The organism is Phaeobacter sp. JH20_26 (assembly GCF_048056275.1).
In the GTDB taxonomy this organism is placed as follows: domain Bacteria; phylum Pseudomonadota; class Alphaproteobacteria; order Rhodobacterales; family Rhodobacteraceae; genus Phaeobacter; species Phaeobacter bryozoorum.
Map to the genome: position 1 here is coordinate 93,709 of NZ_JAYMWL010000012.1, position 25,962 is coordinate 119,670.

The window sequence follows — 25,962 nt, forward strand, 5'->3', positions numbered from 1 at the left end:
AGGTACCAACACGGCGTACGCCGCCGGACAAGGGAGTTTCAAGTCCATTATGTTTGCTGTTTTTCAACACGCCCGCAAGGCGGCACTGGCCGCTGCAACCGTTGTTTCGACGCTGGCACTGGCCGCCTGTGACACCTTGCCGACTGGCAGCGGGCCGTCGATCAACACGACCAAACCCGTTCCGGTCGCCCTGTTGGTTCCGCGTGGCTCGGCGCAGCCCGGTGACGCGCTGCTGGCCAAGAGCCTTGAAAACGCTGCCCGCATGGCGATTGCCGATCTCAACGGGGCGCAGATCGACCTGCGGATCTATGACACCGCCGGCGTGCCGCAGCAGGCCGCAACCGCAGCAACCACCGCGATCAACGATGGCGCGCGGATCATCCTGGGGCCAGTCTATGCCGAGGCCGCAAATGCCGCAGGTCTGGTCGCCGCACAACGCAACGTCAATGTGCTGGCGTTTTCCAACAACACCGCCATTGCCGGCGGCAATGTCTTCATCCTCGGGCCGACCTTTGACAATACCGCGCGACGCCTGACCAGCTATGCCAGCCGTCAGGGCAAGGGCAATATGGTGATCGTCAGCGGCAGTGACCCCGCAGGTCAGGCCGGCCGCGTGGCAATCGAACGTGCCGCCGCCGGGACCGGGGCAAATATCAACGGCTCCGTCAGCTATGAACTGTCGCAGCAGGGCGTGATCAACGCGATCCCGACGATCCGGTCAACCGTTGCCAGCAGCGGCGCGCAGTCGGTGTTCCTGACGGCAAATACCGCAGGCGCCCTGCCCCTGCTGACGCAGCTGATGCCCGAAGCCGGTGTCGATCCTGCGGTGACGCAGTATATCGGCCTCACCCGCTGGGATATTCCGGCGCAGACGCTGGCCCTGCCGGGTGTGCAGGGTGGCTGGTTCGCAATGCCCGACACCAACCGGTCGCAGCAGTTCCGCAGCCGCTATCAGGCCAGCTATGGCGCCGCGCCGCATCCGATCGGTGGTCTGGCCTATGATGGGATTGCCGCAATCGGTGCGCTGGTGAGTGCCGGCAAATCCGACGCGCTGACCGGCGCGGCACTGACCCGTGGCAATGGGTTCCAGGGCACCGGTGGTATCTTCCGCCTGCGCCCAGATGGCACCAATGAACGCGGCCTTGCGGTTGCGACAATCCAAGAACAGAAGGTTGTGGTTATTGACCCAGCTCCCAGCAGCTTCGCCGGTGCCGGATTCTGATCCAGCGCTGCCGGACACCGTCCATCTGCCACCCTTGCTGGGGCCGCTGATCTGCGACCCCGGCAAAATTTTTGACGCCGTTGCCGTGCGCGCCGCCATCACCGCCCTGTCGCGGGATTGCTCAGCGGCGGAGCTGCGCGCTGGCGTTGTGAAAATCCTACGCGAGGCCAATCTGGCCGGGCGCGCCGCCATCGCCGAGGCCTTTGCCGAGGAACCCTTTGCGGCGCGGGCGCTGACCCGGTCTTATGTCTATCTGACCGATGGGCTGGTTACTGCCGCCTATTTCACAGCCACCAGCCTGCTGCATCCGCTGGCCAACCCGACCCAGGGCGAGCGGATCGCGGTGATTGCCGTTGGCGGCTATGGCCGCGGTGAAATGGCACCGCAGTCCGATGTGGATCTGCTGTTCCTCACCCCGTACAAGATCACCGCCTGGGCCGAGAGCGCGATTGAATCGATGCTCTATATCCTGTGGGATCTGCGCCTGAAGGTGGGCCATTCGAGCCGCACCATCCGTGACTGCATCCGTCTGGGGGGCGAGGATTTCACCATTCGCACCGCCATGCTGGAACAGCGGTTTCTGGATGGCGATGCCGGGCTTGCGGCTGATCTGGATAGGCGGCTTAATGCGGAGCTGTTTTCCAAGGACGCCCGCGATTTCGTCGAGGCCAAGCTGGCCGAGCGCGATGCGCGCCACCTGAAACAGGGCGAACGCTATGTGGTGGAACCCAACGTCAAGGAAGGTAAAGGCGGGCTGCGCGACCTGCAATCGCTCTATTGGATCGCCAAATACCTGTACCAGGTGCAGGATGTCGCCGAACTGGTGCCGATGGGGCTGTTCAGCCCGGAAGAGCTGGATTCCTTTGCCAAGGCGGAGAATTTCCTCTGGGCAGTGCGGGCGCATCTGCATCTGCTGACCAAACGCGCCACCGAGCAGCTGAGTTTCGACCTACAGGTCGAGGTCGCCGCCCGTATGGGCTATGAGGATCGGGCTGGTCGCCGCGCCGTCGAGGTCTTCATGCAGGAGTATTTCCGCCACGCCACCAAGGTGGGTGACGTGACCCGGATCTTTCTCACCAAACTGGAAGCCACCCATCAGAAGAGCGAGCCGCTGCTGGAGCGGATTTTCCGCCGTCGCCCGAGGGTCAAACCCGGCTATGTGGTGGTGCACAACCGGTTGGATGTCTCTGATCCCGAAGCCTTTTGCGCGGATAAGCTGAACCTGTTGCGGATCTTTGAGGAGGCGCTGCGGACGGGGATGCTGATCCACCCGGATGCCATGCGGCTGGTGACTGCCAGCCTGCATCTGGTCGACGACGAGATGCGCAACGACAAGGAAGCGCGGCGGATTTTTCTGGATCTGCTGCTGAAACACGGCAACCCGGAACGCGCGCTGCGGCGGATGAACGAACTGGGGGTGCTCAGCGCCTTTGTGCCCGAATTCGAGCCGATCGTGGCGATGATGCAGTTCAATATGTATCACTCCTACACAGTGGATGAGCACACCATTCAGGTGATCTCCAACTTTGCCGCCATCGAGCGGGGCGAGCTGGAGGACGAGCTGCCGCTGTCCTCCACCGTGATCCGCAAGGGGGTCAATCGCAAGGTGCTGATGGTCGCCATGCTGCTGCATGATATCGGCAAGGGGCGCGAGCAGGATCATTCGATCCTGGGGGCGCAGATTGCCCGGCGTGTGGCGCCCCGGCTTGGTCTCAACAAAAGCGAAAGCGAAACCGTTGAATGGCTGGTGCGCTATCACCTGCTGATGTCGGATATGGCGCAGAAACGCGATATTGCCGATCCGCGCACGGTGCGCGGCTTTGCCAAGGCGGTAAAGACGATCAAGCGGCTGGACCTGCTGCTGCTGCTGACGGTCTGCGACATTCGCGGCGTCGGGCCGGATACCTGGAACAACTGGAAGGCCGCGCTGCTGCGGGCGCTTTATAACCAGACCCGCGAGGCGCTGGAGAATGGCGTGGAGGCGCTGAACCGCGCCCATCGCGGCACCGAGGCCAAGAAGGCCCTGCGCGCCGCCCTGCCCGACTGGCCCAAGGCCGATCTGAAGATCGAGACCGCCCGCCACTATGACCCCTACTGGCAGGGGCTGCATGTGACGGCCCATATTGATTTTGCCGAGATGCTGCGCGAACTGACCGATCTGGACGACCCGGGTGGGGTGATCATCCGCCTGCACCCCGATGAGGATCGCGACGCCACCCGCGCCTGTTTCTCGATGGCCGATCACCCCGGCATCTTTGCCCGGATTGCCGGCGCGCTGGCACTGGTGGGCGCGAATGTGGTGGATGCGCGGTCCTATACCACCAAGGACGGCTATGTGACGGATGCCTTCTGGATCCAGGATTCCGAAGGTCACCCCTATGAGGCCGCCCGGCTGCCGCGTCTGCGCGAGATGATCCACAAGACCCTGAAGGGCGAGGTGATCACCGGCGAGGCGCTGAAATCGCGCGACAAGATCAAGAAGCGCGAGCGGGCGTTTAACGTGCCGACGCATATCACCTTTGATAATGATGGCTCGGAGATCTACACGATCATCGAGGTCGACACCCGCGACCGCCCCGGTCTGCTCTATGATCTGGCGCGCACACTGGCGGGGGCCAATATCTATATCGCCAATGCGATCATCGCGACCTATGGCGAGCAGGTGGTCGATGCGTTTTATGTGAAGGATATGTTCGGGTTGAAATACTACTCCGAATCCAAACAGAAATCGCTGGAGGCCAAGCTGCGCAACGCCATCGCCGAAGGGGCAAAGCGGGCCGGATCATGAAGCCGATCAAACTGCTGTCGGGCTTTCTCACCGTCGGATTCTGGACGCTGGCAAGCCGCATCCTGGGGTTTCTGCGTGAAATCCTGATCACCGCCTATATCGGGCCGGGTCCGTTGATGGATGCCTTTGTGGCCGCTTTCCGGCTGCCGAACATGTTCCGCCGCTTCTTTGCCGAGGGCGCGTTCAACGCGGCTTTTGTGCCGATGTTTGCCAAGCGACTGGAGAGCGGCGAGGATCCGCAGGGGTTTGCGCAGGAGGCGTTTAACCTGCTGGCGGTGACCGTGCTGCTGCTGGTGGGGATTGGCATGGTGTTCATGCCGGCCCTGGTCTGGGCCACGGCGGGCGGTTTTGTTGGCGATGCGCGGTTTGATCTGGCGGTGGGCTACGGGCAGATCGTCTTTCCCTATATTCTGTTCATGTCGCTGGCGGCGCTGTTTTCCGGCGTACTGAATGCCACCGGTCGTTTTGCGGCGGCGGCGGCGGCGCCTGTCTTGCTCAATATCTTTGCCTGCGCGGCCATGGTGGCGGGCGCGGTGCTGGGGGGCGAGGTGATCACCTGGCTGGTCTGGACCATTCCGGTTGCAGGGGTTGCACAGCTGGCGCTGGTGTGGATCGCCGCCAGCCGGACCGGTATCCGCTTGCGCCCCGGCCTGCCGCACTGGACCCCGCGCATGAAGAAGCTCGTCCGTGTGGCGCTGCCGGCAGCGCTGGCGATGGGGGTCACGCAGATCAATCTGGTGGTCGGCCAGCAGGTGGCCTCTGACATTGAAAACGCGGTGAGCTGGCTGTTTGTGGCAGATCGCCTCTATCAGCTGCCGCTGGGGGTGGTGGGGATTGCGATTGGCATCGTGCTGCTGCCGGATCTGTCGCGCCGTCTGCGGGCGGGGGACGATGCGGGCGGGCGCGATGCGTTTTCCCGTGCCGGGGAATTTTCGCTATTGCTGACCCTGCCCTCGACTGCGGCGTTTCTGGCGGTGCCTGTTGTGCTGGTGTCGGTCCTTTATGAGCGTGGCGCCACCGGGGCCGAGGATGTGGCCGCCATTGCGCTGGCGGTGGCGATCTACGGCGCGGGCCTGCCGGCATTTGTGCTGCAAAAAGTGCTGCAACCGCTGTTCTTTGCCCGCGAGGACACCCGCTCGCCATTTCGCTATGCGCTGGTGGCGATGGTCATCAATGCCGCTCTTGCCTTTGGTCTGAAACCCTATCTGGGCTGGATCGCCCCCGCCATCGCGGCGACGGTGGCGGGCTGGGCGATGGTCGCCTGCCTGTGGCTGGGGGCCCGCCGTATGGGAGAGGTCGCGCGCTTCGATCAGCGCTTCTATGACCGGAGCCTGCGCATCCTGGCGGCCTCCGCCATCATGGGGCTGGCGCTATTCGGCGTGGTACAGAGCTTTGGCTGGCTGTTCTACCTGCCCAGCTGGCGCTACCTCGCACTGCTGGGTCTGATCGTGCTGGGCGCGGTGGTCTATTTCGGCGTCGGCCAGATCATCGGGGCGGTGCGCCTCGGCGACCTGAAACGCTCCGTCCGCCGGGGCGGCGACACGGGGTGACGGGGGAGACGGGGGTGCGGCCGGTGCCTCGGTAGCCCCACCAAGTTGGGTTCTGGCAGAGGTTCGTGTTGCTGCGCATCGCGCTGATTAGTGAGATGCGCGGCAAGAGAGCTGGGCAGAGGGGCCATCCCAACCGGCGCTGCACTCATCCGGATCAGATCTGCTCCGGGATAACCCCACCGCTCCTGAGGGTAATTTCGGCGGCGGCCTTGGAGACCGCTGCGCCGAACTGTGCAACATGCGCGTCATCAAACCTGATGCTTGGGCCTGAAATTGACACACCGGCACAGGGTTTGCCGAATTCATCAAAGATCGCGCTGCCGATGCACGACATGCCTTCGTAGCGCTCTTCGCTGTCAAAGGACCAGCCACGCGCGCGGATCTGCGCAAGATCCTCGAACAGGGATTTCGGGCTGGTATGGGTATTGGCCGTGAATTGTTGCAGGCCCGCTTTTGTCAGCAACTGGGTGACTTTCTCTTCTGACAGCTGTGACAGAATGGCCTTACCGGTGCCGGAGGCATGCATGGCCGTGCGCGTGCTCGGCGGGAAGAACGCGCGGATCGGATTATGTGTTTCTACCTGCCCGATGAAGACAACCTCCGCGGCGGCGGGCACCGCCAGATTCGCAGTCTCGCCGGTCTGCTCCATAAGCAGCTGCATGACGGGGCGCCCGATCTCGGCAAGGTTTCTGCGTTTCAGAAAGGACGAGCCGGTGCGAAAGGCCTCGATCCCTATGAGCCAGTCCTGGCGGTCTTCATCGAAGGTGACGAAGTTGTGCTTTTGCAGGGTCATCAGAATGCGATGGGTCGTGGCTGTGGGAACACCGACGGTCAACGACAAATCCGTCAGCGTCAGACGATCCGCGCGTGCAATGGCTGTCAGCACACCAAGGGCACGATCCAAAGACTGAAGCGTGCCTGCACTGCTTTCGGTGAATTGTGACTTCGGTCTGCCACGGGACCGTTTCTGTTTTTGCATCGTCATTCCTAGCTCATACCTCGCGATGCCTCAAAGGTATCGAAGTGAAAAATATTTTCAAGACGAACAGCGGTCGGGATATGAAAAATGTAAAATTCATCAATATCAGTGACTAAGTGAATATTCTTCAATACTGGAAATATTTTTCAAGAAAATTGCAGCACACCTTCGAACTGGTAATAATAACTTACCAAAGCGGAGAATCGAGTGATGTCAGATCAAAATCCAGTCTTTATTCCAGGCCCCACCAACATTCCCGAGAGGCTCTTGTCGGCGATGCATGTTCAGACGCGGGACCACCGCGCTCCGGATTTTGTCAGCACGTTTGCACCGGTTCTGGAGGGCACAAAGAAAGTGTTTGGTTCGACGAATGGCAAGATCATCACCTTTCCCGCAAGCGGGACCGGTGGCTGGGAGGCCTCTGTCACAAATACCCTCAGCCCCGGCGATACGGTTCTCGTGGCGCGCTACGGCATGTTCAGCCACCGCTGGATCGACCTGTGCCAGCGTCATGGTCTGGATGTTCAGATCATCGAATGCGCCTGGGGTAGCGGTGCGCCCGCCGAGAAATTCGAAGCCGTGCTGAGCGCAGACAAGGACCATAAGATCAAGGCCGTTCTGGTCACCCACAACGAGACAGCGACCGGCGTGCGGTCGGACATCGCGGGCGTTCGCAAGGCGATGGACGCCGCCAGCCACCCGGCGATGCTGTTCGTGGATTGCGTCAGCTCGCTGGCGTCGATGGAGTTCCGCTTTGACGATTGGGGCGTGGATATCGCGGTATCCGGGTCGCAGAAGGGCTTCATGCTGGCCACCGGCATGGCCATCCTGTGTGTCAGCCCCAAAGCGCTGGACGCAATGGCAACCGCCACATTGCCCCGTACCTTCTTTGATTTCCGCGACATGATGGCGGCCAACGCCTCAGGCGGATTTCCCTATACGCCGCCGTTGCAGCTGATTTACGGCATGGGCGAAAGCCTGAAGATGCTTTTTGAAGAAGGGCTGGAGAACGTTTACGCCCGCCACTTCCGGCTGGCGGAAGGCGTGCGCCGCGCGGTTCAGGCATGGGGGCTGAAGCTGGTCGCCCAATCGCCCGAGCTCTACTCGGACACGGTGAGCGCGATCTATGTGCCAGAGGGGTTCGACAGCAATGCGCTGACCGAGCACGCCTTTGACGCCTACGGCGTGTCCTTCGGGATTGGGCTGGGCGAGATGAACGGCAAGGCCTTTCGCATCGGCCATCTGGGCAGCCTGACCGACGTCATGGTTCTGTCCGGTCTTGCCACCATAGAGATGGCGATGGCCGATCTCGATTATCCGGTCCAACTCGGCAGCGGGGTGACTGCCGCACAGGAGTATTTCCGCAGCACCCATGCAACCGCAGCCAAAGCGGCCGCGTGATGAAGGATATCCAACCCATGTATATCCCCACCTACGAGGACATGCTGGCCGCGCATGAGCGGATCAAGCCACATATCCGCCGTACACCGGTTCGGACGTCGGATTACCTGAACGAGATCGCCGGGTGCGACCTGTTTTTCAAGTGCGAGAACTTTCAGGAGCCGGGTGCTTTCAAAGTGCGCGGTGCCTCGAACGCCGTATTCGGCCTTGATGATGACCAGGCGGCAAAGGGTGTTGCGACGCATTCCTCGGGCAACCATGCTTCCTGCCTGAGCTATGCGGCGATGTTGCGGGGCATCCCGTGCAATGTGGTCATGCCGCACACCGCGCCACAGGCCAAGAAAGACACGGTGCGCCGCTACGGCGGCAAGATCACCGAATGTGAGCCCTCTACCACCTCGCGCGAGGAGACCTTTGCCAAAGTGCAAAGCGAAACTGGCGGTGACTTCGTGCACCCCTATAACGACCCGCGCGTCATCGCTGGCCAGGGGACCTGCTCGAAAGAATTCATGGAACAGACCGGTGGTCTCGATATGGTTGTGGCCCCGATCGGTGGCGGCGGCATGATTTCGGGAACCTGCCTGACCCTGTCGACACTTGCGCCGGAAACCAAGGTGATCGCGGCCGAACCCGAACAGGCCGACGATGCGTTTCGCAGCTTCAAGGCCGGATATATCATTGCCGATGACGCACCCAAGACCATTGCGGACGGGCTGCTGGTGCCGCTCAAGGACCTGACCTGGCACTTCGTTTCGACCCATGTGTCCGAGATTTACACAGCCTCCGAGCACGACATCATTGATGCGATGAAGCTGGCCTGGAAGCACCTGCGGGTGGTCATGGAGCCATCATCGGCGGTTTCGCTCGCAACGGTTCTCAAGAACCCGGAGGCCTTCAGGGGCAAGCGCGTCGGCCTGATCATAACCGGTGGCAATGTCGACCTCGACAAGCTGCCCTGGCTGACCGCCGCCTGATCTCAATCATCTTACTGAAATCCCGACAGAGGAGCACGGACATGAAGGACATGACCAATCTCGACGCATTCGAAGTGGGCTACGACATCCCGGCCAAACCGGGCATGGACGAGGCTGACATACAGACCCCATGCCTTGTGCTGGATCTGGACGCGCTGGAGCGCAACATCAAGAAGATGGGCGACTATGCCAAGGATCACGGTATGCGCCACCGCACCCACGGCAAGATGCACAAGTCGGTCGACGTGCAGAAGCTTCAGGAAGAGCTCGGCGGCGCCTGCGGTGTCTGCTGTCAGAAGGTCTCTGAAGCTGAGGTCTTCGCCCGGGGTGGTATCAAGGATATTCTGGTATCGAACCAGGTGCGCGACGCCGCCAAGATCGACCGTCTTGCGCGTCTGCCGAAGCTGGGCGCCCGCGCGATCTGTTGTGTCGATGATATCGACAATGTGGCTGACCTTGCGGCTGCGGCCAGGACGCATGGGACCCAGATTGAATGCCTCGTCGAAATTGACTGTGGCGCAGGACGCTGTGGCGTGTCGAGCACGCGCGATGTCGTGGAAATCGCCAAGGCCATCGACGCCGCAGAAGGTCTGAAATTTGCCGGCATCCAGGCCTATCAGGGCGCGATGCAGCATCTTGACGACTATAACGAGCGCAAGGCGAAGATCGACGTTGCGGTGGCCATGGTCAGGGATGCGGTCGACACGCTGAAAACCGAAGGCCTGGAGTGTGACATCGTCGGTGGCGGTGGCACCGGATCTTATTACTTCGAGTCGAACTCGGGTGTTTACAACGAATTGCAATGTGGCTCCTACGCCTTCATGGATGCCGACTATGGCCGCATCCTCGACAAGGACGGCAAGCGCATCGACGCTGGGGAATGGGAGAACGCCTTGTTCATCCTGACCACGGTCATGAGCCACTCCAAGGCCGACAAGGCCATCGTGGATGCAGGCCTCAAGACCCAGTCCGTAGACAGTGGGTTGCCCTTTATCTACGGCCGAGACGATGTCGAATATCTCAAATGTTCGGATGAGCATGGCGTTGTCGCAGATCCCGGTGGAGCCCTGAAGGTCAACGACAAGCTCCGGCTCGTGCCCGGCCATTGTGACCCGACCTGCAACGTCCATGATTGGTATGTCGGCGTGCGGGGCGGCAAGGTCGAAACCCTCTGGCCCGTCTCCGCCCGCGGCAAAGCCTATTAACGCCAGCCCTCCTCCCACTGGCGCGCGGGGTGCGGCGTGGTGCTAGACGCTGCCCCCGCAAAATGAACTCACAAAGGAACAAGACGATGACCAACCCGACTGACACCGATGGATTGCTGATTGTCAGCGAGGAGATCTGCGCAAAAACCGTCAGCCGTGCTGATGCTTTTGACGCGGTAGAGGCTGTTTTTGGCGCCATGGCGCGCGGAGACGCTTACAATTTCCCGGTGATCCGCGAGGCGATCGGATACGCCGATGCGATCTATGGGTTCAAATCGGGTTTTGACCGGGCGGGCAAATCTCTGGGTGTGAAATCCGGTGGCTTCTGGCCCGGCAACATGGACAAGGGGCTGACCAACCACCAGTCCACCATCTTTCTGTTTGATCCAGATACCGGTCGTCTTCAGGCGCTGGTCGGCGGCAACTACCTGACAGCAGTCCGTACCGCTGCCTCGTCATCCGTCTCAATTGCTCATCTGGCGAGACAGGACGCCAGAGTCCTTGGCATGGTGGGCGCAGGTCATCAATCCACCTTTCAGCTTCGGGCCGCTGCCGAACAGCGCGATTTCGAGAAGGTCGTCGCCTGGAACCCGCATCCCGACATGCTGCCGCGTCTGGGCGCCGTGGCTGAAGAGCTGGGTCTGGAGTTCGAAGCCGTAACGCAAGAAGAGCTGGGCGCGCAGGCGGATGTGATCATCACCATTACATCGGCGTTTGAACCGCTGTTGATGGCCGACTGGATCAAGCCCGGCACCCATATTGCCTGCATGGGCACAGACACCAAGGGTAAGATGGAAGTGGACGCGGCGCTCTTTGGCAAGGCCACCGTCTTTGCGGATGAGATCGCCCAGTCGATCACCATTGGCGAGGCGCAACATGCAATCGCATCCGGGCTGATCGACGAAGCTGACATCACACCCATCGGTGCCGTGATCAACGGCGACCATCCGGGCCGCAGCTGTGACAGTGAAATCACTGTGTTTGATGGCACCGGTGTGGGCCTTCAGGATCTGGCCGTCGCCTCGGTCGCGGCGCGGATCGCTGATGAAAGAAATCTGGCGACACGCGTCGCTTTGTAAAAGCGGCCCTCCGGTGAAGAGATCGGAGGCTCGGACGCGGAGGGTGCGGCCCAACCGGGCCACGCCGTCGAAATCGCCGGGGATGTCGGGGCTGGCAGACCGCAGGATCCGGGAAAGTCAGATGCGGGTCAACATATGTTTGATCGCCGTTGGCTGCTGTCCCTGACCAGAGTGTTCCCTTTGGAAGCACCCGCAGAACCACGCGCACCCGGTCGGGTGCGCGCCCAATCTCGACAGGTTTCAAGATGCCTTGCGAGGCGCACATGGCCGGGACGTGATCCCCGGCTTACCCAACCGGGTCTGCAAAAAGATCCGGACACATGTCATCAAGGAGGAAAACGACATGAAGAAAGTAGCAACAGCTCTCGCCGCAGCGGCTCTCGCCGCGGCACCGGCCTTTGCCTCAGACAAAATTCTGCTGAAAACGCCGGTCGCCTTTTCAACTGAACTGCCTGGGCTTGGCACCCCGATCGTTCGCGTGTCGGAGGATCTTGCGGCTATCTCAGGTGGGGCCATCAAGATGAAGGTCTACGAGCCCGGCAAGCTGGTTCCGGCGTTTGAGATTCTTGATGCGGTTTCATCCGGCAAGATCAACTCGGGCTTTGCCACCGCTGGCTACTGGGCCGGCAAGATTCCGGCAGCGCCGTTGTTCTCGGCTGTCCCATTCGGCCCCGAAGCAGGCGAATACATGGCCTGGCTCTACTACGGCAATGGCATGGATCTGTATCAGGAGATGTACGATCAGGCCGGTTTCAACGTCAAAGTTCTTCCCTGCACCATTATTGCACCGGAAACCTCGGGGTGGTTCGCTGAAGAAATCACATCGGTTGAACAGCTGAACGGCCTGAAGATGCGCTTCTTCGGTCTGGGCGGCAAAGTCATGCAGAAACTGGGCGTTGCCACATCCCTGCTGCCCGGCGGTGAGATCTTCCCGGCCCTGGAAAAAGGGGCAATCGACGCCACCGAGTTCTCGATGCCCGCCATCGACCAGCGTCTCGGTTTCCACAAACTGGCGAAGTACAATTACTTCCCCGGCTGGCATCAGCAGGCCACCATCTTTGAACTGATCATCAACAAGGATGAATGGAACGAGCTGAACCCGACCTTGCAGGCCCAGATTGAGCTGACCTGCCGGGCGCAGATGACCGAGAGCTTTGCCGAAGGTGAGGCGATCCAGTTTGCAGCGATGCAGAAGAACGTCGATGAAAACGGCGTGACCATTGTCGACTGGACACCCGAGATGCTGGACGTCTTCCGCGCGACCTGGACCGAGGTGGCCGAGGAAGAAGCCGCAAACGATGAGTTCTTTGCAAAGGTATACGCCGACCTGAATGAGTTCAGCGAAGGCTACGCCCTGTGGAAAGCCCACGCATTCCTGCCACGCCAGTAACACATCTAACCCGGACCGGCTTTGCGGTCCGGGTTTTTGATCTGATCGGGGGAGGCCCGGTTCAGGGGAGGAAAAGAAATGACATCGACATCTCACGATCACCAAGACGCCCACTATGACCCGCTTTGGGAAGAAATCGAAAACGACGACCGGAAAGACCCGAAATTCGCAGCCACGCTGGACCGGCTGGTCAAGGGCGTCGGACACGTCGTTATGTGGGCAAATGTGCTCCTGATCCTTGCTATCATAGTGCAGGTTGGGATGCGCTATACGCTGGATCTGAATTTTCCAAAGCTGGATGAATTGCAGTGGCATCTCTATGCGCTGACAACCATGGTCGGCGTGTCCTATGCGCTGAGCACCGACGCCCATGTCCGCGTCGACGTTTTGCGTGCCGACTTTTCCTTCCGCGCCCGGCGGGTGATCGAAATTGTCGGGATCGTGGTTCTGATCTTGCCGTTCTGCTACCTGATGATTGATCAGGGCCTCGATTATTTTCAGGACAGTTACCGGGTCAACGAACGGTCCGACAGCCCCACCGGCCTACCGGCCCGCTGGCTGCTGAAGGCTGTTATCCCGGCCAGCTTTGTTCTGATTGCCATGGCTGCTGTCGCACGCTTGATTCATGACCTCTACATGCTGGTGACCCGCGCCGATCCATCGTCGGATCGCGCTGGTCTGAAACCCCTCATGTGGATGATGGTTGGCTTCGCCATCGTGACGTTCACCCTGATGCAGCTGGTGGACGCGCCTGAGGAAAAGCTCGTCATCGCAATGTTCATGTCCTTCGTCGGTGTCCTGTTCACCGGCATTCCGGTCGCCTGGGTCCTGTCGGGCATCGGCGTTCTTTACTGCGGTATTGCCTACCTCGGCGACAATGACATGCTGCTCTGGACGGGCATGGAGGCCACGTTTACGGGGCTCGATTACCTGACACTTGGCGCGGTTGTGAACCGTGTTTACGCGACGATGTCCAACGCCGTTCTTGTTGCCCTTCCCATGTTTATCTTCATGGGGCTGATGCTGGACGAAAGCGGCGTGGCACAGCGGCTGATGACCTCGATGCAGAGATTGTTCGGCACCATGCGTGGGGGCCTGGCCATCACCGTGACCGCGATCGGGATCATCTTGGCCGCCTCGACCGGTATCGTCGGGGCATCCGTCGTGCTGTTGGGTCTTTTGTCGATGCCCGCGATGATGGAACAGAAATATTCCAAGACTCTGGCAGCAGGCGTGATTGCCTCGTCCGGCACGCTTGGCATTCTGATCCCGCCGTCGATCATGCTGGTCATCATGGCCGACCAGATGGCGCTGTCAGTGGGGGATCTGTTTATGGCGGCGCTGTTTCCCGGCCTGATCATCGGGGGCCTTTACATCCTCTACATCGTGGTGATTTCAACCCTGCGCGCTGATGTGGCGCCACTGCCTGAGGGTGCCAAGAAGGTGGACTGGGCGGCGATCTGGGATGTGTTCAAGGCGGTTCTGCCGCCCGTGGCGCTGATCTTTGCCGTGTTGGGGTCGATCTTTGCCGGTCTTGCGACACCGACGGAAGCGTCAGGCGTTGGCGCCGCCGGGGCCACGCTGCTGGCAATAGGCTATCGCAAGCTGACAATCGCGAAACTGGTCGAAGTGACACGGAACACGTTCAAGACAACGGCCTATATCTTTGCGATCTTCCTTGGTGCCACCTGCTTTGCCTTTGTTCTGCGCGAATTGGGCGGCGATGAGCTGATCACCCACACCATCGAAGGCATGGGCCTGGGAGAAATGGGCACGATCCTGTTCATTCTGTTCATCGTATTTCTGCTTGGTTTTGTGTTGGACTGGATCGAGATCACGCTCATCATCCTGCCGCTTGTCGCTCCGATCATTGCGGCAATGAGTTTGTCGGTACCTGGCTATGGGCTGGATAACCCGGAGCTTGTCTGGTTCGTGATCCTCGTCGCTGTAACGCTGCAAACGAGCTTCCTGACACCGCCGGTGGGGTTTTCGCTGTTCTACCTGAAGGGCGTCTGCCCGCCCGAGGTCACGCTGACGGATATCTACAAGGGCGTCGTTCCCTTCATCCTGCTGCAATTGACCGGACTCGCCCTGGTGATCTGGTTCCCGTCGATCGCAACCTGGCTGCCATCGGTGGCCTATTGAGGCCAGGCTGGTGGCGTCCAGAGTGGCGCCGCCAGCCCTTTCCCGCTGCCAGTATCGAACTGAGAACGCCCTGTCCGATCCTGCGGCCTTCGCGCCCTTACTCCCGGCGGATGCGGTTGCGGATACGGGCCCAGCCACCGGGGGCGAGGAAGAAGGAGAGACCAAAGCCGGTGGCAAAGCCGCAGAGATCGGCGACCCAGTCAAGCGTGCCGCCAAACAGCAGGCCAAACAGCAGCTGGATCCCCATCAGGAAGGCAATCAGCGTGAAGGCGCGGCTTTGCTGGGCGCCGACAAGCGACAATTGCCGCCACAGGATATAGGTAAAGGCTCCGATCAGCCCGTAGACGGCGGGAAAGCCACCGATCAGCGGCACCGGCGATTGAGTGAGCAGCGCATAGCCAAAGGCGCCGCCAATGCCGGATATCAGAAACACCAGAACCATGGCCAGATCGCCAAAGATCTCGCCCACCATCTTGCCCATGGCGAGCACGAAAACGCAGACAAACAGCGTCTGGGTAAAGGCCACATGCACAAAGGGATAGGAGACAAAGCGGATCAGATGCTCCACCGGCCATTGCCCGGTCTCCCACATCCACCAGAAGATGTCGGAAGAGAACGAATAGGTCTGGATCGCCTGTAGCCGCCAGCCAATCGCCTCGGGGCCGCCGATGATGCCGCGCGCGCCGAGGGAAAATCCGGCCTCGATGGCAAAGAGGATCAGCACCAGCGCCACCACCACGGGCGGCAGCGGGTTCACCGGCGACGGCTCTTTTTGATATTCCATCGTGTTCTTGCTCCTGCTTGCCTGCTCTGCTGTTCTGCCCGGCCGCCCGGTTGATCCGCGCGCGGTTGACGAGGGTTGCCGCCATGGTTAAGCCAGCGAGGATCCTAATTCCAGACGGGAGTTTCTTGATGACCGAGACCACATTCACGCCCCGCGTGTTTTCCGGCATCCAGCCATCGGGCAATCTGCACCTTGGCAACTATCTTGGCGCGCTGAAGCGGTTCGTGGACTGGCAGGCCAAGGACGTGGAGAGCATCTACTGCATGGTGGATCTGCACGCGATCACCGTCTGGCAGGATCCGGCGGATCTGAAGAAATCCACGCGTGAGCTTTGCGCGGGCTTCATTGCTGCGGGTCTGGACCCCGAGCAGTCGATCCTGATCAACCAGAGCCAGGTGCCTGAACATGCGCAGCTGGCCTGGATCTTCAACTGCGTCGCCCGCATGGGCTGGATGCAGCGGATGACCCAGTGGAAGGACAAGGCCGGCAAAAATGCGCAGAACGCCTCGCTTGGGCTCTTTGCCTATCCGGCGCTGATGGCGGCGGACATTCTGGTCTATCACGCCACCCATGTGCCGGTGGGAGAGGACCAGAAGCAGCATCTGGAGCTGACCCGCGACATCGCGATGAAGTTCAATCACGACTACGGAGTCAACTTCTTCCCGGAGACCGAGCCGGTGATCGAAGGGGCGGCCACCCGCGTCATGTCCCTGCGCGACGGATCGAAAAAGATGTCGAAGTCCGACCCCTCGGATGCCAGCCGCATCAATCTGACGGATGATGCCGACACCATCGCCAAGAAGATCCGCAAGGCCAAGACCGACCCTGATGCCCTGCCCTCCGAGGTTGAGGGGCTTGAGGGGCGGCCCGAGGCGCGCAATCTGGTCAATATCTATGCCGCCATGGCCGAACTGTCGGTGGAACAGGTGCTGGCCGAAGTCGGCGGCAAGCCGTTTTCCGAGTTCAAGCCGATGCTGGCCGACCTGTCAGTTTCGAAAATGGCGCCGATCACCACGGAAATGGCCCGGCTGATGCAGCATCAGGACGAAATCGACAAGATCCTTGCCCGGGGATCAGAGCGTGCCCGAGAAATCACAGCCCCCATTCTTCGCAAAACTTATGACATTGTGGGCATGGTCGCGCCGGTTACTCTGTGATATCAGGCCTTACGATCCCGCACCCTGCGGGGAGATAGATACTGGAGAATTCGGATGGCCAATGGCACCGTGAAATGGTTCAACGCAACAAAAGGCTACGGCTTTATCGAGCCTGAGTCTGGCGGCAAGGACGTGTTTGTACACATCTCTGCGGTTGAACGCTCGGGCCTTAATGGTTTGAACGACAACCAAAAAGTTTCCTACGAGCTGGAAACTGGTCGTGACGGCAAGCAGTCCGCAGGTTCGCTGGAACTGCTGTAAGGATCGCGGCGCGGAGTTTCCGCGCCCATCCATCTAAAGACATTCTGACCATAGTGACCTGTGGATAGAATCACCTAAGGCCGCCCGTTTCAGGCGGCCTTTTGCGTATCCGGGTCTTTTGCCTGTTCCGGGGCCTATTCAGGGCCTGCTCCGGGCCTGTTCTGGTCGTGGCGCTGGATGACAAGCTGCGGCGATAGTCGCCTGCTAGAGCGCGCGAATGCCGTTCATCGTCAGATCCGCCACCATCTGCGCGTAATCCTCGCGTGCCTCCGGGCCTGCGCCGGAATTCCACATATAGTACCAGTTCAACATGCCAAAGACGGACATGGTCACGGCGCGCAGCCTGGCCGGATCCCTGGCAATTGCTGGCGCGGCCACCCCGGCAAGGGCATCGCTGACCAGCTGCACCAGTTCGCGCTGGTAGGCGCGCAGGAGTTTCTGCTGCGCTTCTGGCAGGGCGCCCATGGCGCTGATCTGGACCTGATGCTCATGATCGGCGCCCTGATAGGCCAGCAGGATTTCCGACACGATGCGCCGCAGACGCTGCTCGGGCGACAAGCCCGTCACATCGACCGTGCAGACCCGGTCGCGCAGCGCGCTGAGATAGGTATCAAGGAGGCCAAACAACACGGCATCCTTGCTGTCGTAGTAATGGTAGATATTCGCCTTGGAGATTCCGCATTCGCGCGCGAGCTGGGTCATCGACGCACGGTCGAACCCCTCCTCGGCAAAGACTTTCGCCGCGGATTTCAGGATCTGGGCGCGCTTGTGGTCGTGGTCTTTTGCGATGGTGCGGGCCAAGCCGGGTTACTCCTTGCTGCGGTTGTCGACGACGCGCTTGGCCTTGCCCTGGCTGCGCTCCACCGATCCCGGCTCGCCTACAATGATCTCGCTTGAGACGCCAACCATATCCTTGATCCGCTTGGTCAGCATCCGCGCGGCTGCGGTCTTGCTGAGTTCGTCGGCGGCATCCGGGTTGGCCTCCACATAAACCCGCATCGCGTCCATGCGGCCGGATTTATACAGCTCAATCTGGTAGTAAGGCGCCAGCCCGCCGGTGGCCAAGAGCTGCTCTTCGACCTGGCTGGGGAACACATTGACACCGCGCAGGATGATCATGTCGTCGCTGCGGCCGGTGATCTTCTCCATCCGCCGCATCGTGCGCGCGGTGCCCGGCAGCAGGCGGGTCAGGTCGCGGGTGCGGTAGCGGATCATCGGCAGGCCTTCCTTGGTCAGCGTGGTGAACACCAGCTCGCCCATCTCCCCGTCCGGCAGCACCTCGCCGGTCTTCGGGTCGATGATCTCCGGCAGGAAGTGGTCTTCCCAGATCACCGGACCATCCTTGGTCTCGACGCATTCATTGGCGACACCCGGCCCCATGATCTCGGATAGGCCGTAAATATCGACCGCGTGCATGTCAAAGGCCGCCTCGACCTCCTTGCGCATGGCGTCGGTCCAGGGTTCGGCCCCGAAAACGCCAACCTTCAGCGAGCACTCGCGCGGATCAAAGCCGACCTTGTGGAACTGCTCCAGAATGTTGAGCATATAGGAGGGCGTCACCATGATGCCGTCAGGCTTGAAATCGGTGATCAGGCCCACCTGTTTTTCGGTCTGGCCGCCCGACATCGGAACAACAGTGGCGCCCAGCCGTTCGATCCCGTAATGCGCGCCCAGGCCGCCGGTGAACAGCCCGTAGCCATAGGCGTTGTGCACCATGTCGCCCTTGCGCAGGCCGGAGGCCCGCAAGGACCGCGCCACCAGATCGGCCCAGTTGCTGATATCATTCGCCGTATAGCCCACAACGGTCGGTTTGCCGGTGGTGCCGGAGGACGCGTGCAGGCGGATGATTTCACTGCGCGGCACCGCAAACAGGCCGAACGGGTAGTTGTCCCGCAGGTCGTTCTTATAGGTGAAGGGGAACTTGGACAGATCCGAGAGCTGTTGTAGATCGTCGGGATGCACCCCTGCCTCGTCAAAGCGCGCCTTATACATCGGCACGTTGTCATAGGCGTGGCGCAGCGACCATTTCAGCCGCGTGAGCTGAAGGTCGCGGATTTCGTCGATCGAGGCGATCTCGATCGGGTCCAGATCAGCCTTTTTCGGGCTCAGGTCTTCCATGGCGTTCTCCACAGCTTGTCTTTGCAATAGGGCTTACTCATCAAACAGCTGACCCTTTATCGCCCGGGAAAAGCCCCGGAATTCGGCGATCTGCTGGCCGTCCTGATTGGTCACTGTCACGTCATAGATGCCGCTGCGCCCGGTCAGGGAAATCTCGCGCGCCGTGGCGATCAGCGTATCGCCCAGCCGTCCGGGCGCGGTGAAGCTGATCACATTGTGCTGCGCCACGGTCGACTGGTTGCGGCTGTTGCAGGCAAAGGCAAAGGCGCTGTCGGCCAGCATGAAGGTGACACCACCGTGGCAGATGCCATGGCCGTTGCAGTGATGCTGGGCGATGGTCAGCTCCAGCGTGGCCTCGCCATCATCCACATGGGTGATCTCCATCCCCGCCCATTTGGACGCATGGTCTTCGGCCCACATAGCGGCGGCGGATTTCTCGGCACGTTCTTTCGGGGTCATGGTCATTTGCCCTTGAACACAGGTGCGCGTTTTTCAAGGAAGCTGGCGACGCCTTCCGCATAATCGGCGCTTTCGCCACAGGTCTTCATCGCGTCCGCCTCGATCTCCAGCTGGTCAGACAGCGTGTTGACCGCCGCCGCCTGAATGCACTGTTTGGTCAGCCCCAGGCCCAATGTCGGGCCATTGGCGAATTTCTCTGCCATCGCGCGGGCCTCTGCCATCAGCGCGTCATCCGGCAGCGCCTTCCAGATCAGGCCCCAGTCCTCGGCCTTTTTCGCGGGCAGCGGTTCGGCGGTCAGTGCCAGCCCCTTGGCGCGGGCCTCGCCCAGCAGGCGCGGCAGATGCCAGCTGCCGCCGGTATCCGGGATCAGGCCAACCTTGGAGAACGACTGGATGAACTTGGCGCTTTCCGCCGCCAGCACCACGTCGCAGGCCAGCGCCAGATTGGCCCCTGCCCCGGCCGCCACGCCATTGACGGCACAGATCACCGGGACGTCCAGCGAGCGGATGAGGTTCACAAGTGGCGCGTAAAAGGTCCGCACCGTGTGCCCGAGATCCGGGGGACCATCCATCTTGCGCGGGTCGCGGTCGCCAAGATCCTGACCTGCACAAAAGCCACGGCCAGCGCCGGTCAGCAGCACTGCACGGGCGCCGCTGTCACGCGCGGCTTCAAGGGCGGCGCGCAAGGCATGGTGCATCTCTTCGTTGAAAGAGTTCAGCCGGTCCGGGCGGTTCAGGGTGATTTCCACCCAGTTTTCGTGGTCCTTCACCAGCAGCGTCTCAGACATCACAGCGCCTCCCTCGTACATGTGTTAACAAAGACCTTGCATAAACCGACCGGTTGGTCAATATATTTGGAGCTTCTCACCTCAGACCGAACCACATTGGTTCAGATGCAAAGGATCGCGCTCATGAGCCTTCTTGATGTTTCCAGCTTTGTTGCGGGCCAATGGGTTGCACCGGGGGCTGGCGCGCGCAACATCGCCAGCGCCATTACCGGCGCACCTCTCGCCCAGGCCGGCAATGATGCGCTGGATGTGCAGGCAATGCTCGACCATGCCCGCACGGTGGGCGGTCCCTCTTTACGCAAGCTGACATTCCACGACCGCGCCCGGATGCTGAAGGCGCTGGCAGGCCACCTGAACCAGCACAAGCAGGCGCTTTACGATCTGTCGTTCAACACCGGTGCCACCCAGTCCGACCACATGATCGACATCGACGGCGGCATCGGCACCATGTTCGTCTTCGCCTCCAAGGGGCGCCGCGAAATGCCGGACGGGCATGTTTATCTGGACGGCGATGTGGAGCAGCTCTCCCGCAACGGCACCTTCCTCGGTCAGCATATCTGCACGCCTTTGCAAGGGGTTGCAGTGCATATCAACGCCTTCAACTTCCCGGTCTGGGGGATGCTGGAGAAGCTGGCGCCGACCCTGCTCGCAGGGGTTCCGGCCATCGTGAAACCGGCGACCGCCACCTGCTATGTCACCGAGCTGGCGGTGCGGCTGATGCTGGACTCGGGCCTCCTGCCCGACGGGGCACTACAGCTGGTGTCCGGCGGCCTCAGTGACATGCTGGACCATCTGACCATGCAGGATGTGGTCAGTTTCACCGGCTCGGCGCAGACCGCGCTGAAGCTGCGGGCGAACCCGGTGATCCTGGAAAACTCGGTCCGTTTTGTGGCCGAACAGGACAGCCTCAACGCGTCGATCCTGGGCCCGGACGCGCAGCCCGGAACGCCGGAGTTTGACCTGTTCGTCAAGGAGGTCAGCCGTGAGATGACCACCAAGGCAGGTCAGAAATGCACCGCCATCCGCCGCATCATCGCGCCGCAGGCGCAGGTGGACGCGGTGATCGAGGCGCTCTCTGCCCGCCTGGCCAAAACCCAGATCGGCGACCCGCGTCTGGAAACCACCCGCATGGGCGCGCTGGTCTCCAACAGCCAAAAGCGTGACGTGCTGGAAAAGGCGGAAATCATCGGCCAGGAAGCTGAGCGTGTCTTCGGTGATCCCGAGAACTTCACCGTCGATGGTGCAGACGCCGACAAAGGCGCCTTTGTGCCGCCGATGCTGTTCCACTGCGCCGACCCGGACCATGCCCAGCGGATCCATGACACCGAGGCCTTCGGCCCCGTCTCCACCATTATGGGCTACCGCGATCTGAGCCATGCGATTGCTCTCGCCAATCGCGGTGAAGGCTCGCTGGTCGCCTCGGTCATCACCCATGATACTGAGGTGGCCCGCGAGGTCGCGCTGGGGGCTGGCGCCTACCACGGGCGGCTTTATTTCAACAACCGCGACTCGATGAAGGAATCGACCGGCCATGGTTCCCCCCTGCCCCACATGGTGCATGGCGGCCCGGGCCGTGCCGGCGGTGGCGAGGAGCTGGGCGGCGTGCGCGGCGTCAAGCATTACATGCAGCGCACCGCCATTCAGGGCTCACCCGATATCCTGTCTGCGATTGGCAAGACATGGGTCCCCGGCGGCACAGAGATCAAGGGCCCGGCACATCCGTTCACCCGCAAATTCGGCGAGCTGGCGATTGGCGAGACCCTGCACACCGCGCCGCGCACCGTGACGCTGGAGGATATCGAGACCTTCGCCCATTTCACCGGCGACACCTTCTATGCCCACATGGACGACGCCGCCGCCAAGCGGAACCCGTTCTTCCCGGGCCGCGTGGCGCATGGCTACCTGCTGTTGTCCTTCGCGGCGGGCATGTTCGTGCAGCCGGACGAAGGCCCAGTTCTGGCCAACACCGGCCTCGACTCCCTGCGCTTCATGAAGCCGGTTTCGGCAGGTGACAGCATCAGGGTGCGCCTGACGGTGAAGAAAAAAACTCCCCGCAACGAGGACTACGGCGAAGTGCGCTGGCATGTCACCCTGACCAATCAGGACGACGAGATTGCCGCCGAATATGAGCTGCTGACGATGAATGCCTTCTGACAGGTGTTTGCAGTGAAACACTCGCCCGGTCTGGCCTAACCGGCCCGGGCGATTTATCTATTCTATATGACCGACACGCAGACCCTCTGGTTTGACACCGCCGTAACCGCCCTCAGCGATCCGCAGAACCAGCGGGTGTGGTCGATTATTGTCTCGCTGTTTGGCGATCTGGCGCAGCGCGAGGGGGATCAGATCGGCGGCAGCGCCCTCACCCGGATCATCACGCCGATGGGCATCAAGCCCGAGGCGATCCGCGTGGCGCTGCACCGGCTGCGCAAGGATGGCTGGATCGACAGCACACGCTCGGGCCGGGCGTCGGTCCATTTCCTGACGCCGATGGGGCGCAGTCAGTCCGCCGCCGTCACCCCGCGCATCTATGCGCCAACCACCGTGCCCCCCGCCGACTGGCACCTGCTTGTGGCTGCGGATGGGCAGAACAGCGCACTGGATGCGCTGTTGCAGCAGCCCAATTATGTCGCGATCAACCGTTCGACCCTGCTGGGTCACGGTCCGCTGCCGCAGGGTCGGGACAATTTCCTTGTGGTGGAACAGCCGGAACTGACGGTGCCCGATTGGCTGCGGGACCGGCTGTTTCCCGATGACCTGAGACAGGCCTGCGCCCGGCTCGACACCACGTTGAGCGGTCTGACACCGCCAAAGATGACCGAGGCAGGCGCGCTTGATCCGGCGCAGATTGCCACGCTGCGGACCCTGATCGTGCACCGCTGGCGGCGTGTGGTGCTGCGCCACCCCGACTTGCCGCCCCGGTTTCACCCCGCAGACTGGACCGGGGAACATTGCCGCCAGCGCGTGGCAACCCTGTTGCAGCACCTGCCGCGCCCCCGGCTTGGCGCCGGTGGTGAACTGCTTCAGCCCGAAGAGCCCTGAGGCGCGCATTTGCGCCACCGCCGCCCTGGCGGCACACGCATTGGCAGACGGTTTCCCCTTTACAAACCCCGGCGAGAAATCTACCCAAAACCGGAGATGGTTCCCAAGACCCAAAAGCGGTCACGGGATGAAAAGGGAACGCGGTGTGGTGTAGCCATCAGGCGCCGAATCCGCGACTGCCCCCGCAACTGTGAGCGGTGAGCGACCTCGATTGACCACTGGCGCTGGCGCCGGGAAGGCCGAGGCCCGCAGCAACCCGCAAGTCAGGAGACCTGCCATCGACTGGAAACCTATTGACCGGGCGGGGTGTTCCGGCGGGCAGGACGATTTTGCGTGGCGCTGAGGCATTGCTGATCCCCTTCCCCCTCATCACCTGACCGGATTGCGCGGAGGGCGCTATGGACGGGACAGCAAGGCACCGTATTCTGGTGTGCACATCCTGCAAGGGCGCGACCCCGGGCAGCCGTCCGGGGCCGGAGCTGATTGCGGCCCTGCGCCGTGAACTCGACCGGCGTGGCAGTGCCGCGATCGAGGTTGCCGGCGTGGCCTGTATGGCCGGATGCAGCCATCCCTGTACCGTCGGATTTCAAGCGGATGGCAAGGCAAGCTATGTCTTTGGCGATCTAAGCCCCGAGGAGGATCTCGCCGATCTCCTGAGTTTCACCGATCTCTACCAGATGCTGGCTGACGGCTGGTGCAGTTCGGTTGACCGCCCCGGAAAACTGCGCCGTTGTACATTGTCGCGCATCCCGGCCCTGGTTCCGGCCGCCCCGGCCGCTGCGATCCCGGCGCCCGCCATCGACGCCCCTGCGGCGCTGCAACAGGTGGAGCCTGCCGAATGACCGCAGCTGCCGTAACCGTGACCGATGTCAGCTGGGGGCCGGGCCGCATGGCTCCGCTGATCCTGCATCCGACCAGTTTTCATCTGGACGCGGGCCGGGTGCTGGGCGTGGTGGGGCCGAATGGGGCCGGCAAATCCAGCCTGCTGCGGGTGATCTACCGGTTCAACCAGCCGCGCAGCGGCAGGGTTGAGGTCGGCGACAGCGACATCTGGGCCCTTCCGCCCAAGGCCGCAGCGCAGCGCGTTGCCGCTGTCTTGCAGGAGCAACCCACAGATTTTGCCCTGACCGTGGCCGAGATTGTCGCGCTGGGGCGCGCGCCCTACCGGTCCGGTTTTGCCACGCCGGGCGCCCGCGATGCGGCGATTGTCGACCGGATGCTCCATCGTCTGGAACTGGGCGAAATGGCCGATCGTGCCTTTGGCACCCTGTCGGGCGGCGAACGTCAGCGGGTCATGGTGGCGCGTGCGCTGGCGCAGGAGCCGGCCCTGCTGGTGCTGGACGAACCCACCAACCATCTGGACATTCGCCATCAGCTTGATGTGCTGGAGCTGATCCGGGATCTCGACGTGACCATCATCACCAGCCTGCATGATCTGAACATAGCAGCCGGGGTCTGCGACGACATCCTGCTGATGGCGCAGGGCCGCACGCTGGCCTTTGGCGCACCGCGCGACGTTCTGAGCGAAGATACCGTTAGCGAGGTCTTCAACGTCGCTGCGAGGCGCGAGACACTTGCCCCCTCCGGGCAGGATCACCTTACCTTTCATCTCCCTGTTTCATAAGGACACCACCTGATCATGTTTGCCCGCCTTTCCACTGTGATGCCGCTGCTTGCCGCCACCCTACTTGGTGCCTCCCTGGCCCCGGCGGCGCAGGCCGAGACCACCGTGCAGAGCTGCAACCGCAGTGTCAGTTTTGCGGCACCGCCAAAACGCGCGGTCTCCAACGACGTCAATCTCACCGAAATGATGCTGGCACTGGGGCTGGCTGACCGCATGGTCGGCTACACCGGTATTTCCGGCTGGAAAACGCTGGATCCGGTCATGCGCGCAGGCGTGGCGGAGCTGCCGGAACTATCGGCCAAATACCCCTCCAAGGAAGTGCTGATCGGCGCCGGTGCGGATTTCTACTTTGCCGGGTGGAACTACGGCATGAAAGTGGGCGGTGAGGTCACACCCGAGACACTCGCGCCGTTTGACATCAAGGTCTATGAGCTGACCGAGAGCTGCATTCACATCGGCGAAAAAGCCAAGGTCAGCATGGATGACATGTATAATGACCTGCTGAATCTGGGCCGGATCTTTGCGGTCGAGGACACCGCCGAGGCGCTGGTGGCCGGCTATAAGGACGAGCTTGCCGCCTTTGCCAAGGACCGCCCCGAGACGGGTGAGCCGCTGCGGGTCTTTGTCTATGACAGCGGCGAGGATTCGCCCTTTACCGCCGGGAAATACGCCATGCCCACCGCGCTGATCGAGGCCGCGGGCGGCAGCAATGTGATGGATGATCTGGAGAAAAGCTGGGCCACCGTCACCTGGGAAGCCGTGGTCGAGCGCAACCCCGAAGTGATTGTCATCGTCAACTACGGCTCGGTCACCGCCGAGGAAAAACGCGCCTTCATGCGGGGCAACCCGGCCTTTGCCGAGATCGACGCGGTGAAGAACGACCGTTTCGTGACGCTGGAATATGTCGAAGCCACACCGGGTCCGCGCAATATCCGCGCGATCAAGACACTTGCCACCGATTTTGACGCCGCCCGCGCGGATGCGGTAAGCAACTGA

The 25,962-nt window shown here is 61.6% G+C and carries 22 protein-coding genes and 1 riboswitch; of the genes, 16 read left to right on the forward strand and 6 right to left on the reverse strand.

Going from position 1 to position 25,962, the window contains the following annotated elements; all coding sequences use genetic code 11:
- Positions 1–49 precede the first annotated feature (49 nt).
- From VWY60_RS05300 to murJ, 3 genes are read left to right on the forward strand one after another with little or no spacing between them, the layout of a single operon-like run.
- Positions 50–1,222, forward strand: a complete 1,173-nt coding sequence (locus tag VWY60_RS05300; RefSeq protein WP_340547334.1) for a penicillin-binding protein activator — start codon at positions 50–52, stop codon at positions 1,220–1,222.
- Positions 1,182–4,010, forward strand: a complete 2,829-nt coding sequence (locus VWY60_RS05305; protein ID WP_340547335.1) for a [protein-PII] uridylyltransferase — start codon at positions 1,182–1,184, stop codon at positions 4,008–4,010. Before VWY60_RS05300 ends, VWY60_RS05305 begins: the two co-directional genes overlap by 41 nt.
- Entirely contained in the window at positions 4,007–5,560 is a 1,554-nt protein-coding gene (gene murJ / locus VWY60_RS05310) for a murein biosynthesis integral membrane protein MurJ (protein ID WP_340547336.1), read from the forward strand. The genes VWY60_RS05305 and murJ overlap by 4 nt, the downstream gene beginning before the upstream one ends.
- 154 nt (positions 5,561–5,714) lie before the next feature.
- Here murJ and bhcR read toward each other — a convergent pair whose 3' ends face one another.
- Positions 5,715–6,539, reverse strand: coding sequence for an HTH-type transcriptional regulator BhcR (bhcR, locus tag VWY60_RS05315; RefSeq protein ID WP_416536675.1), 825 nt, complete (start codon positions 6,537–6,539; stop codon positions 5,715–5,717).
- Between the two features lie 210 nt (positions 6,540–6,749).
- Between bhcR and bhcA the strand changes: the two genes are divergently transcribed.
- The 6 genes from bhcA to VWY60_RS05345 all read left to right on the forward strand — a co-directional run bounded on the left by bhcA (position 6,750) and on the right by VWY60_RS05345 (position 14,733).
- Entirely contained in the window at positions 6,750–7,940 is a 1,191-nt protein-coding gene (bhcA, locus tag VWY60_RS05320) for an L-aspartate--glyoxylate aminotransferase BhcA (RefSeq protein WP_340547338.1), read from the forward strand.
- Entirely contained in the window at positions 7,940–8,914 is a 975-nt protein-coding gene (bhcB, locus tag VWY60_RS05325; RefSeq protein ID WP_416539961.1) for a beta-hydroxyaspartate dehydratase BhcB, read from the forward strand. The genes bhcA and bhcB overlap by 1 nt, the downstream gene beginning before the upstream one ends.
- A 41-nt stretch (positions 8,915–8,955) precedes the next feature.
- Positions 8,956–10,119 (forward strand): 3-hydroxy-D-aspartate aldolase BhcC, encoded by a 1,164-nt coding sequence (gene bhcC, locus VWY60_RS05330; RefSeq protein WP_416539962.1) that lies wholly within the window; start codon positions 8,956–8,958, stop codon positions 10,117–10,119.
- Between the two features lie 86 nt (positions 10,120–10,205).
- Positions 10,206–11,198 carry an iminosuccinate reductase BhcD gene (gene bhcD / locus VWY60_RS05335; RefSeq protein ID WP_416539963.1) on the forward strand — a complete coding sequence of 331 codons (993 nt, stop codon included), beginning with the start codon at positions 10,206–10,208 and terminating at the stop codon, positions 11,196–11,198.
- Positions 11,199–11,541: 343 nt separating this feature from the next.
- Positions 11,542–12,588: a TRAP transporter substrate-binding protein gene (locus VWY60_RS05340; protein ID WP_340547342.1), complete on the forward strand. Its 1,047-nt coding sequence runs from the start codon at positions 11,542–11,544 to the stop codon at positions 12,586–12,588.
- A gap of 78 nt (positions 12,589–12,666) precedes the next feature.
- The gene (locus tag VWY60_RS05345; protein ID WP_416539964.1) at positions 12,667–14,733 is read left to right on the forward strand and encodes a TRAP transporter large permease subunit; all 2,067 of its coding nucleotides are present in this window, start codon (positions 12,667–12,669) and stop codon (positions 14,731–14,733) included.
- 97 nt (positions 14,734–14,830) lie between these two features.
- Here VWY60_RS05345 and VWY60_RS05350 read toward each other — a convergent pair whose 3' ends face one another.
- A complete protein-coding gene (locus VWY60_RS05350; RefSeq protein WP_340547344.1) occupies positions 14,831–15,517 on the reverse strand; it encodes a rhomboid family intramembrane serine protease in 687 nt (228 codons plus the stop codon).
- 128 nt (positions 15,518–15,645) lie between these two features.
- Between VWY60_RS05350 and trpS the strand changes: the two genes are divergently transcribed.
- Positions 15,646–16,674 carry a tryptophan--tRNA ligase gene (gene trpS, locus VWY60_RS05355; RefSeq protein ID WP_416536669.1) on the forward strand — a complete coding sequence of 343 codons (1,029 nt, stop codon included), beginning with the start codon at positions 15,646–15,648 and terminating at the stop codon, positions 16,672–16,674.
- Between the two features lie 54 nt (positions 16,675–16,728).
- The gene (locus tag VWY60_RS05360; RefSeq protein ID WP_014875579.1) at positions 16,729–16,935 is read left to right on the forward strand and encodes a cold-shock protein; all 207 of its coding nucleotides are present in this window, start codon (positions 16,729–16,731) and stop codon (positions 16,933–16,935) included.
- A 204-nt stretch (positions 16,936–17,139) separates the two neighbouring features.
- Here VWY60_RS05360 and VWY60_RS05365 read toward each other — a convergent pair whose 3' ends face one another.
- From VWY60_RS05365 to paaG, 4 genes are read right to left on the reverse strand one after another with little or no spacing between them, the layout of a single operon-like run.
- Positions 17,140–17,736: a TetR/AcrR family transcriptional regulator gene (locus tag VWY60_RS05365; RefSeq protein WP_416539965.1), complete on the reverse strand. Its 597-nt coding sequence runs from the start codon at positions 17,734–17,736 to the stop codon at positions 17,140–17,142.
- A 6-nt stretch (positions 17,737–17,742) separates the two neighbouring features.
- Positions 17,743–19,053, reverse strand: a complete 1,311-nt coding sequence (paaK, locus tag VWY60_RS05370) for a phenylacetate--CoA ligase PaaK (RefSeq protein WP_416539966.1) — start codon at positions 19,051–19,053, stop codon at positions 17,743–17,745.
- A gap of 33 nt (positions 19,054–19,086) precedes the next feature.
- Complete coding sequence (gene paaI, locus VWY60_RS05375) at positions 19,087–19,512, reverse strand: hydroxyphenylacetyl-CoA thioesterase PaaI (protein WP_416539967.1); 426 nt, start codon at positions 19,510–19,512, stop codon at positions 19,087–19,089.
- Between the two features lie 2 nt (positions 19,513–19,514).
- Positions 19,515–20,300: a 2-(1,2-epoxy-1,2-dihydrophenyl)acetyl-CoA isomerase PaaG gene (gene paaG / locus VWY60_RS05380; protein ID WP_416539968.1), complete on the reverse strand. Its 786-nt coding sequence runs from the start codon at positions 20,298–20,300 to the stop codon at positions 19,515–19,517.
- 123 nt (positions 20,301–20,423) lie between these two features.
- On the opposite strand from paaG, the gene paaZ reads away from it, so the two are divergent.
- The 5 genes from paaZ to VWY60_RS05405 all read left to right on the forward strand — a co-directional run bounded on the left by paaZ (position 20,424) and on the right by VWY60_RS05405 (position 25,962).
- On the forward strand, positions 20,424–22,454 hold the full coding sequence (gene paaZ / locus VWY60_RS05385) for a phenylacetic acid degradation bifunctional protein PaaZ (RefSeq protein ID WP_416539969.1): 2,031 nt from the start codon (positions 20,424–20,426) through the stop codon (positions 22,452–22,454).
- A 66-nt stretch (positions 22,455–22,520) separates the two neighbouring features.
- Positions 22,521–23,342: a PaaX family transcriptional regulator C-terminal domain-containing protein gene (locus tag VWY60_RS05390; RefSeq protein ID WP_416539970.1), complete on the forward strand. Its 822-nt coding sequence runs from the start codon at positions 22,521–22,523 to the stop codon at positions 23,340–23,342.
- A gap of 80 nt (positions 23,343–23,422) precedes the next feature.
- Positions 23,423–23,637: riboswitch (cobalamin riboswitch) on the forward strand.
- A gap of 103 nt (positions 23,638–23,740) precedes the next feature.
- Complete coding sequence (locus VWY60_RS05395) at positions 23,741–24,184, forward strand: DUF1636 family protein (RefSeq protein ID WP_416539971.1); 444 nt, start codon at positions 23,741–23,743, stop codon at positions 24,182–24,184.
- A complete protein-coding gene (locus VWY60_RS05400) occupies positions 24,181–24,966 on the forward strand; it encodes an ABC transporter ATP-binding protein (protein WP_340547353.1) in 786 nt (261 codons plus the stop codon). Before VWY60_RS05395 ends, VWY60_RS05400 begins: the two co-directional genes overlap by 4 nt.
- Before the next feature lie 15 nt (positions 24,967–24,981).
- Entirely contained in the window at positions 24,982–25,962 is a 981-nt protein-coding gene (locus tag VWY60_RS05405; protein WP_416539972.1) for an ABC transporter substrate-binding protein, read from the forward strand.

Excerpts from the sequence above, each read along its gene's own strand:
- bhcR (WP_416536675.1), bottom strand. The coding sequence starts at position 6,539 with ATGCAAAAACAGAAACGGTCCCGTGGCAGACCGAAGTCACAATTCACC.
- paaI (WP_416539967.1), bottom strand. The coding sequence starts at position 19,512 with ATGACCCCGAAAGAACGTGCCGAGAAATCCGCCGCCGCTATGTGGGCC.
- bhcD (WP_416539963.1), top strand. The coding sequence starts at position 10,206 with ATGACCAACCCGACTGACACCGATGGATTGCTGATTGTCAGCGAGGAG.
- VWY60_RS05350 (WP_340547344.1), bottom strand. The coding sequence starts at position 15,517 with ATGGAATATCAAAAAGAGCCGTCGCCGGTGAACCCGCTGCCGCCCGTG.
- VWY60_RS05400 (WP_340547353.1), top strand. The coding sequence starts at position 24,181 with ATGACCGCAGCTGCCGTAACCGTGACCGATGTCAGCTGGGGGCCGGGC.
- VWY60_RS05340 (WP_340547342.1), top strand. The coding sequence starts at position 11,542 with ATGAAGAAAGTAGCAACAGCTCTCGCCGCAGCGGCTCTCGCCGCGGCA.
- VWY60_RS05405 (WP_416539972.1), top strand. The coding sequence starts at position 24,982 with ATGTTTGCCCGCCTTTCCACTGTGATGCCGCTGCTTGCCGCCACCCTA.
- bhcA (WP_340547338.1), top strand. The coding sequence starts at position 6,750 with ATGTCAGATCAAAATCCAGTCTTTATTCCAGGCCCCACCAACATTCCC.
- trpS (WP_416536669.1), top strand. The coding sequence starts at position 15,646 with ATGACCGAGACCACATTCACGCCCCGCGTGTTTTCCGGCATCCAGCCA.
- VWY60_RS05395 (WP_416539971.1), top strand. The coding sequence starts at position 23,741 with ATGGACGGGACAGCAAGGCACCGTATTCTGGTGTGCACATCCTGCAAG.
- murJ (WP_340547336.1), top strand. The coding sequence starts at position 4,007 with ATGAAGCCGATCAAACTGCTGTCGGGCTTTCTCACCGTCGGATTCTGG.
- bhcC (WP_416539962.1), top strand. The coding sequence starts at position 8,956 with ATGAAGGACATGACCAATCTCGACGCATTCGAAGTGGGCTACGACATC.
- paaG (WP_416539968.1), bottom strand. The coding sequence starts at position 20,300 with ATGTCTGAGACGCTGCTGGTGAAGGACCACGAAAACTGGGTGGAAATC.
- VWY60_RS05300 (WP_340547334.1), top strand. The coding sequence starts at position 50 with ATGTTTGCTGTTTTTCAACACGCCCGCAAGGCGGCACTGGCCGCTGCA.
- bhcB (WP_416539961.1), top strand. The coding sequence starts at position 7,940 with ATGAAGGATATCCAACCCATGTATATCCCCACCTACGAGGACATGCTG.
- VWY60_RS05360 (WP_014875579.1), top strand. The coding sequence starts at position 16,729 with ATGGCCAATGGCACCGTGAAATGGTTCAACGCAACAAAAGGCTACGGC.
- VWY60_RS05390 (WP_416539970.1), top strand. The coding sequence starts at position 22,521 with ATGACCGACACGCAGACCCTCTGGTTTGACACCGCCGTAACCGCCCTC.
- paaZ (WP_416539969.1), top strand. The coding sequence starts at position 20,424 with ATGAGCCTTCTTGATGTTTCCAGCTTTGTTGCGGGCCAATGGGTTGCA.
- paaK (WP_416539966.1), bottom strand. The coding sequence starts at position 19,053 with ATGGAAGACCTGAGCCCGAAAAAGGCTGATCTGGACCCGATCGAGATC.
- VWY60_RS05345 (WP_416539964.1), top strand. The coding sequence starts at position 12,667 with ATGACATCGACATCTCACGATCACCAAGACGCCCACTATGACCCGCTT.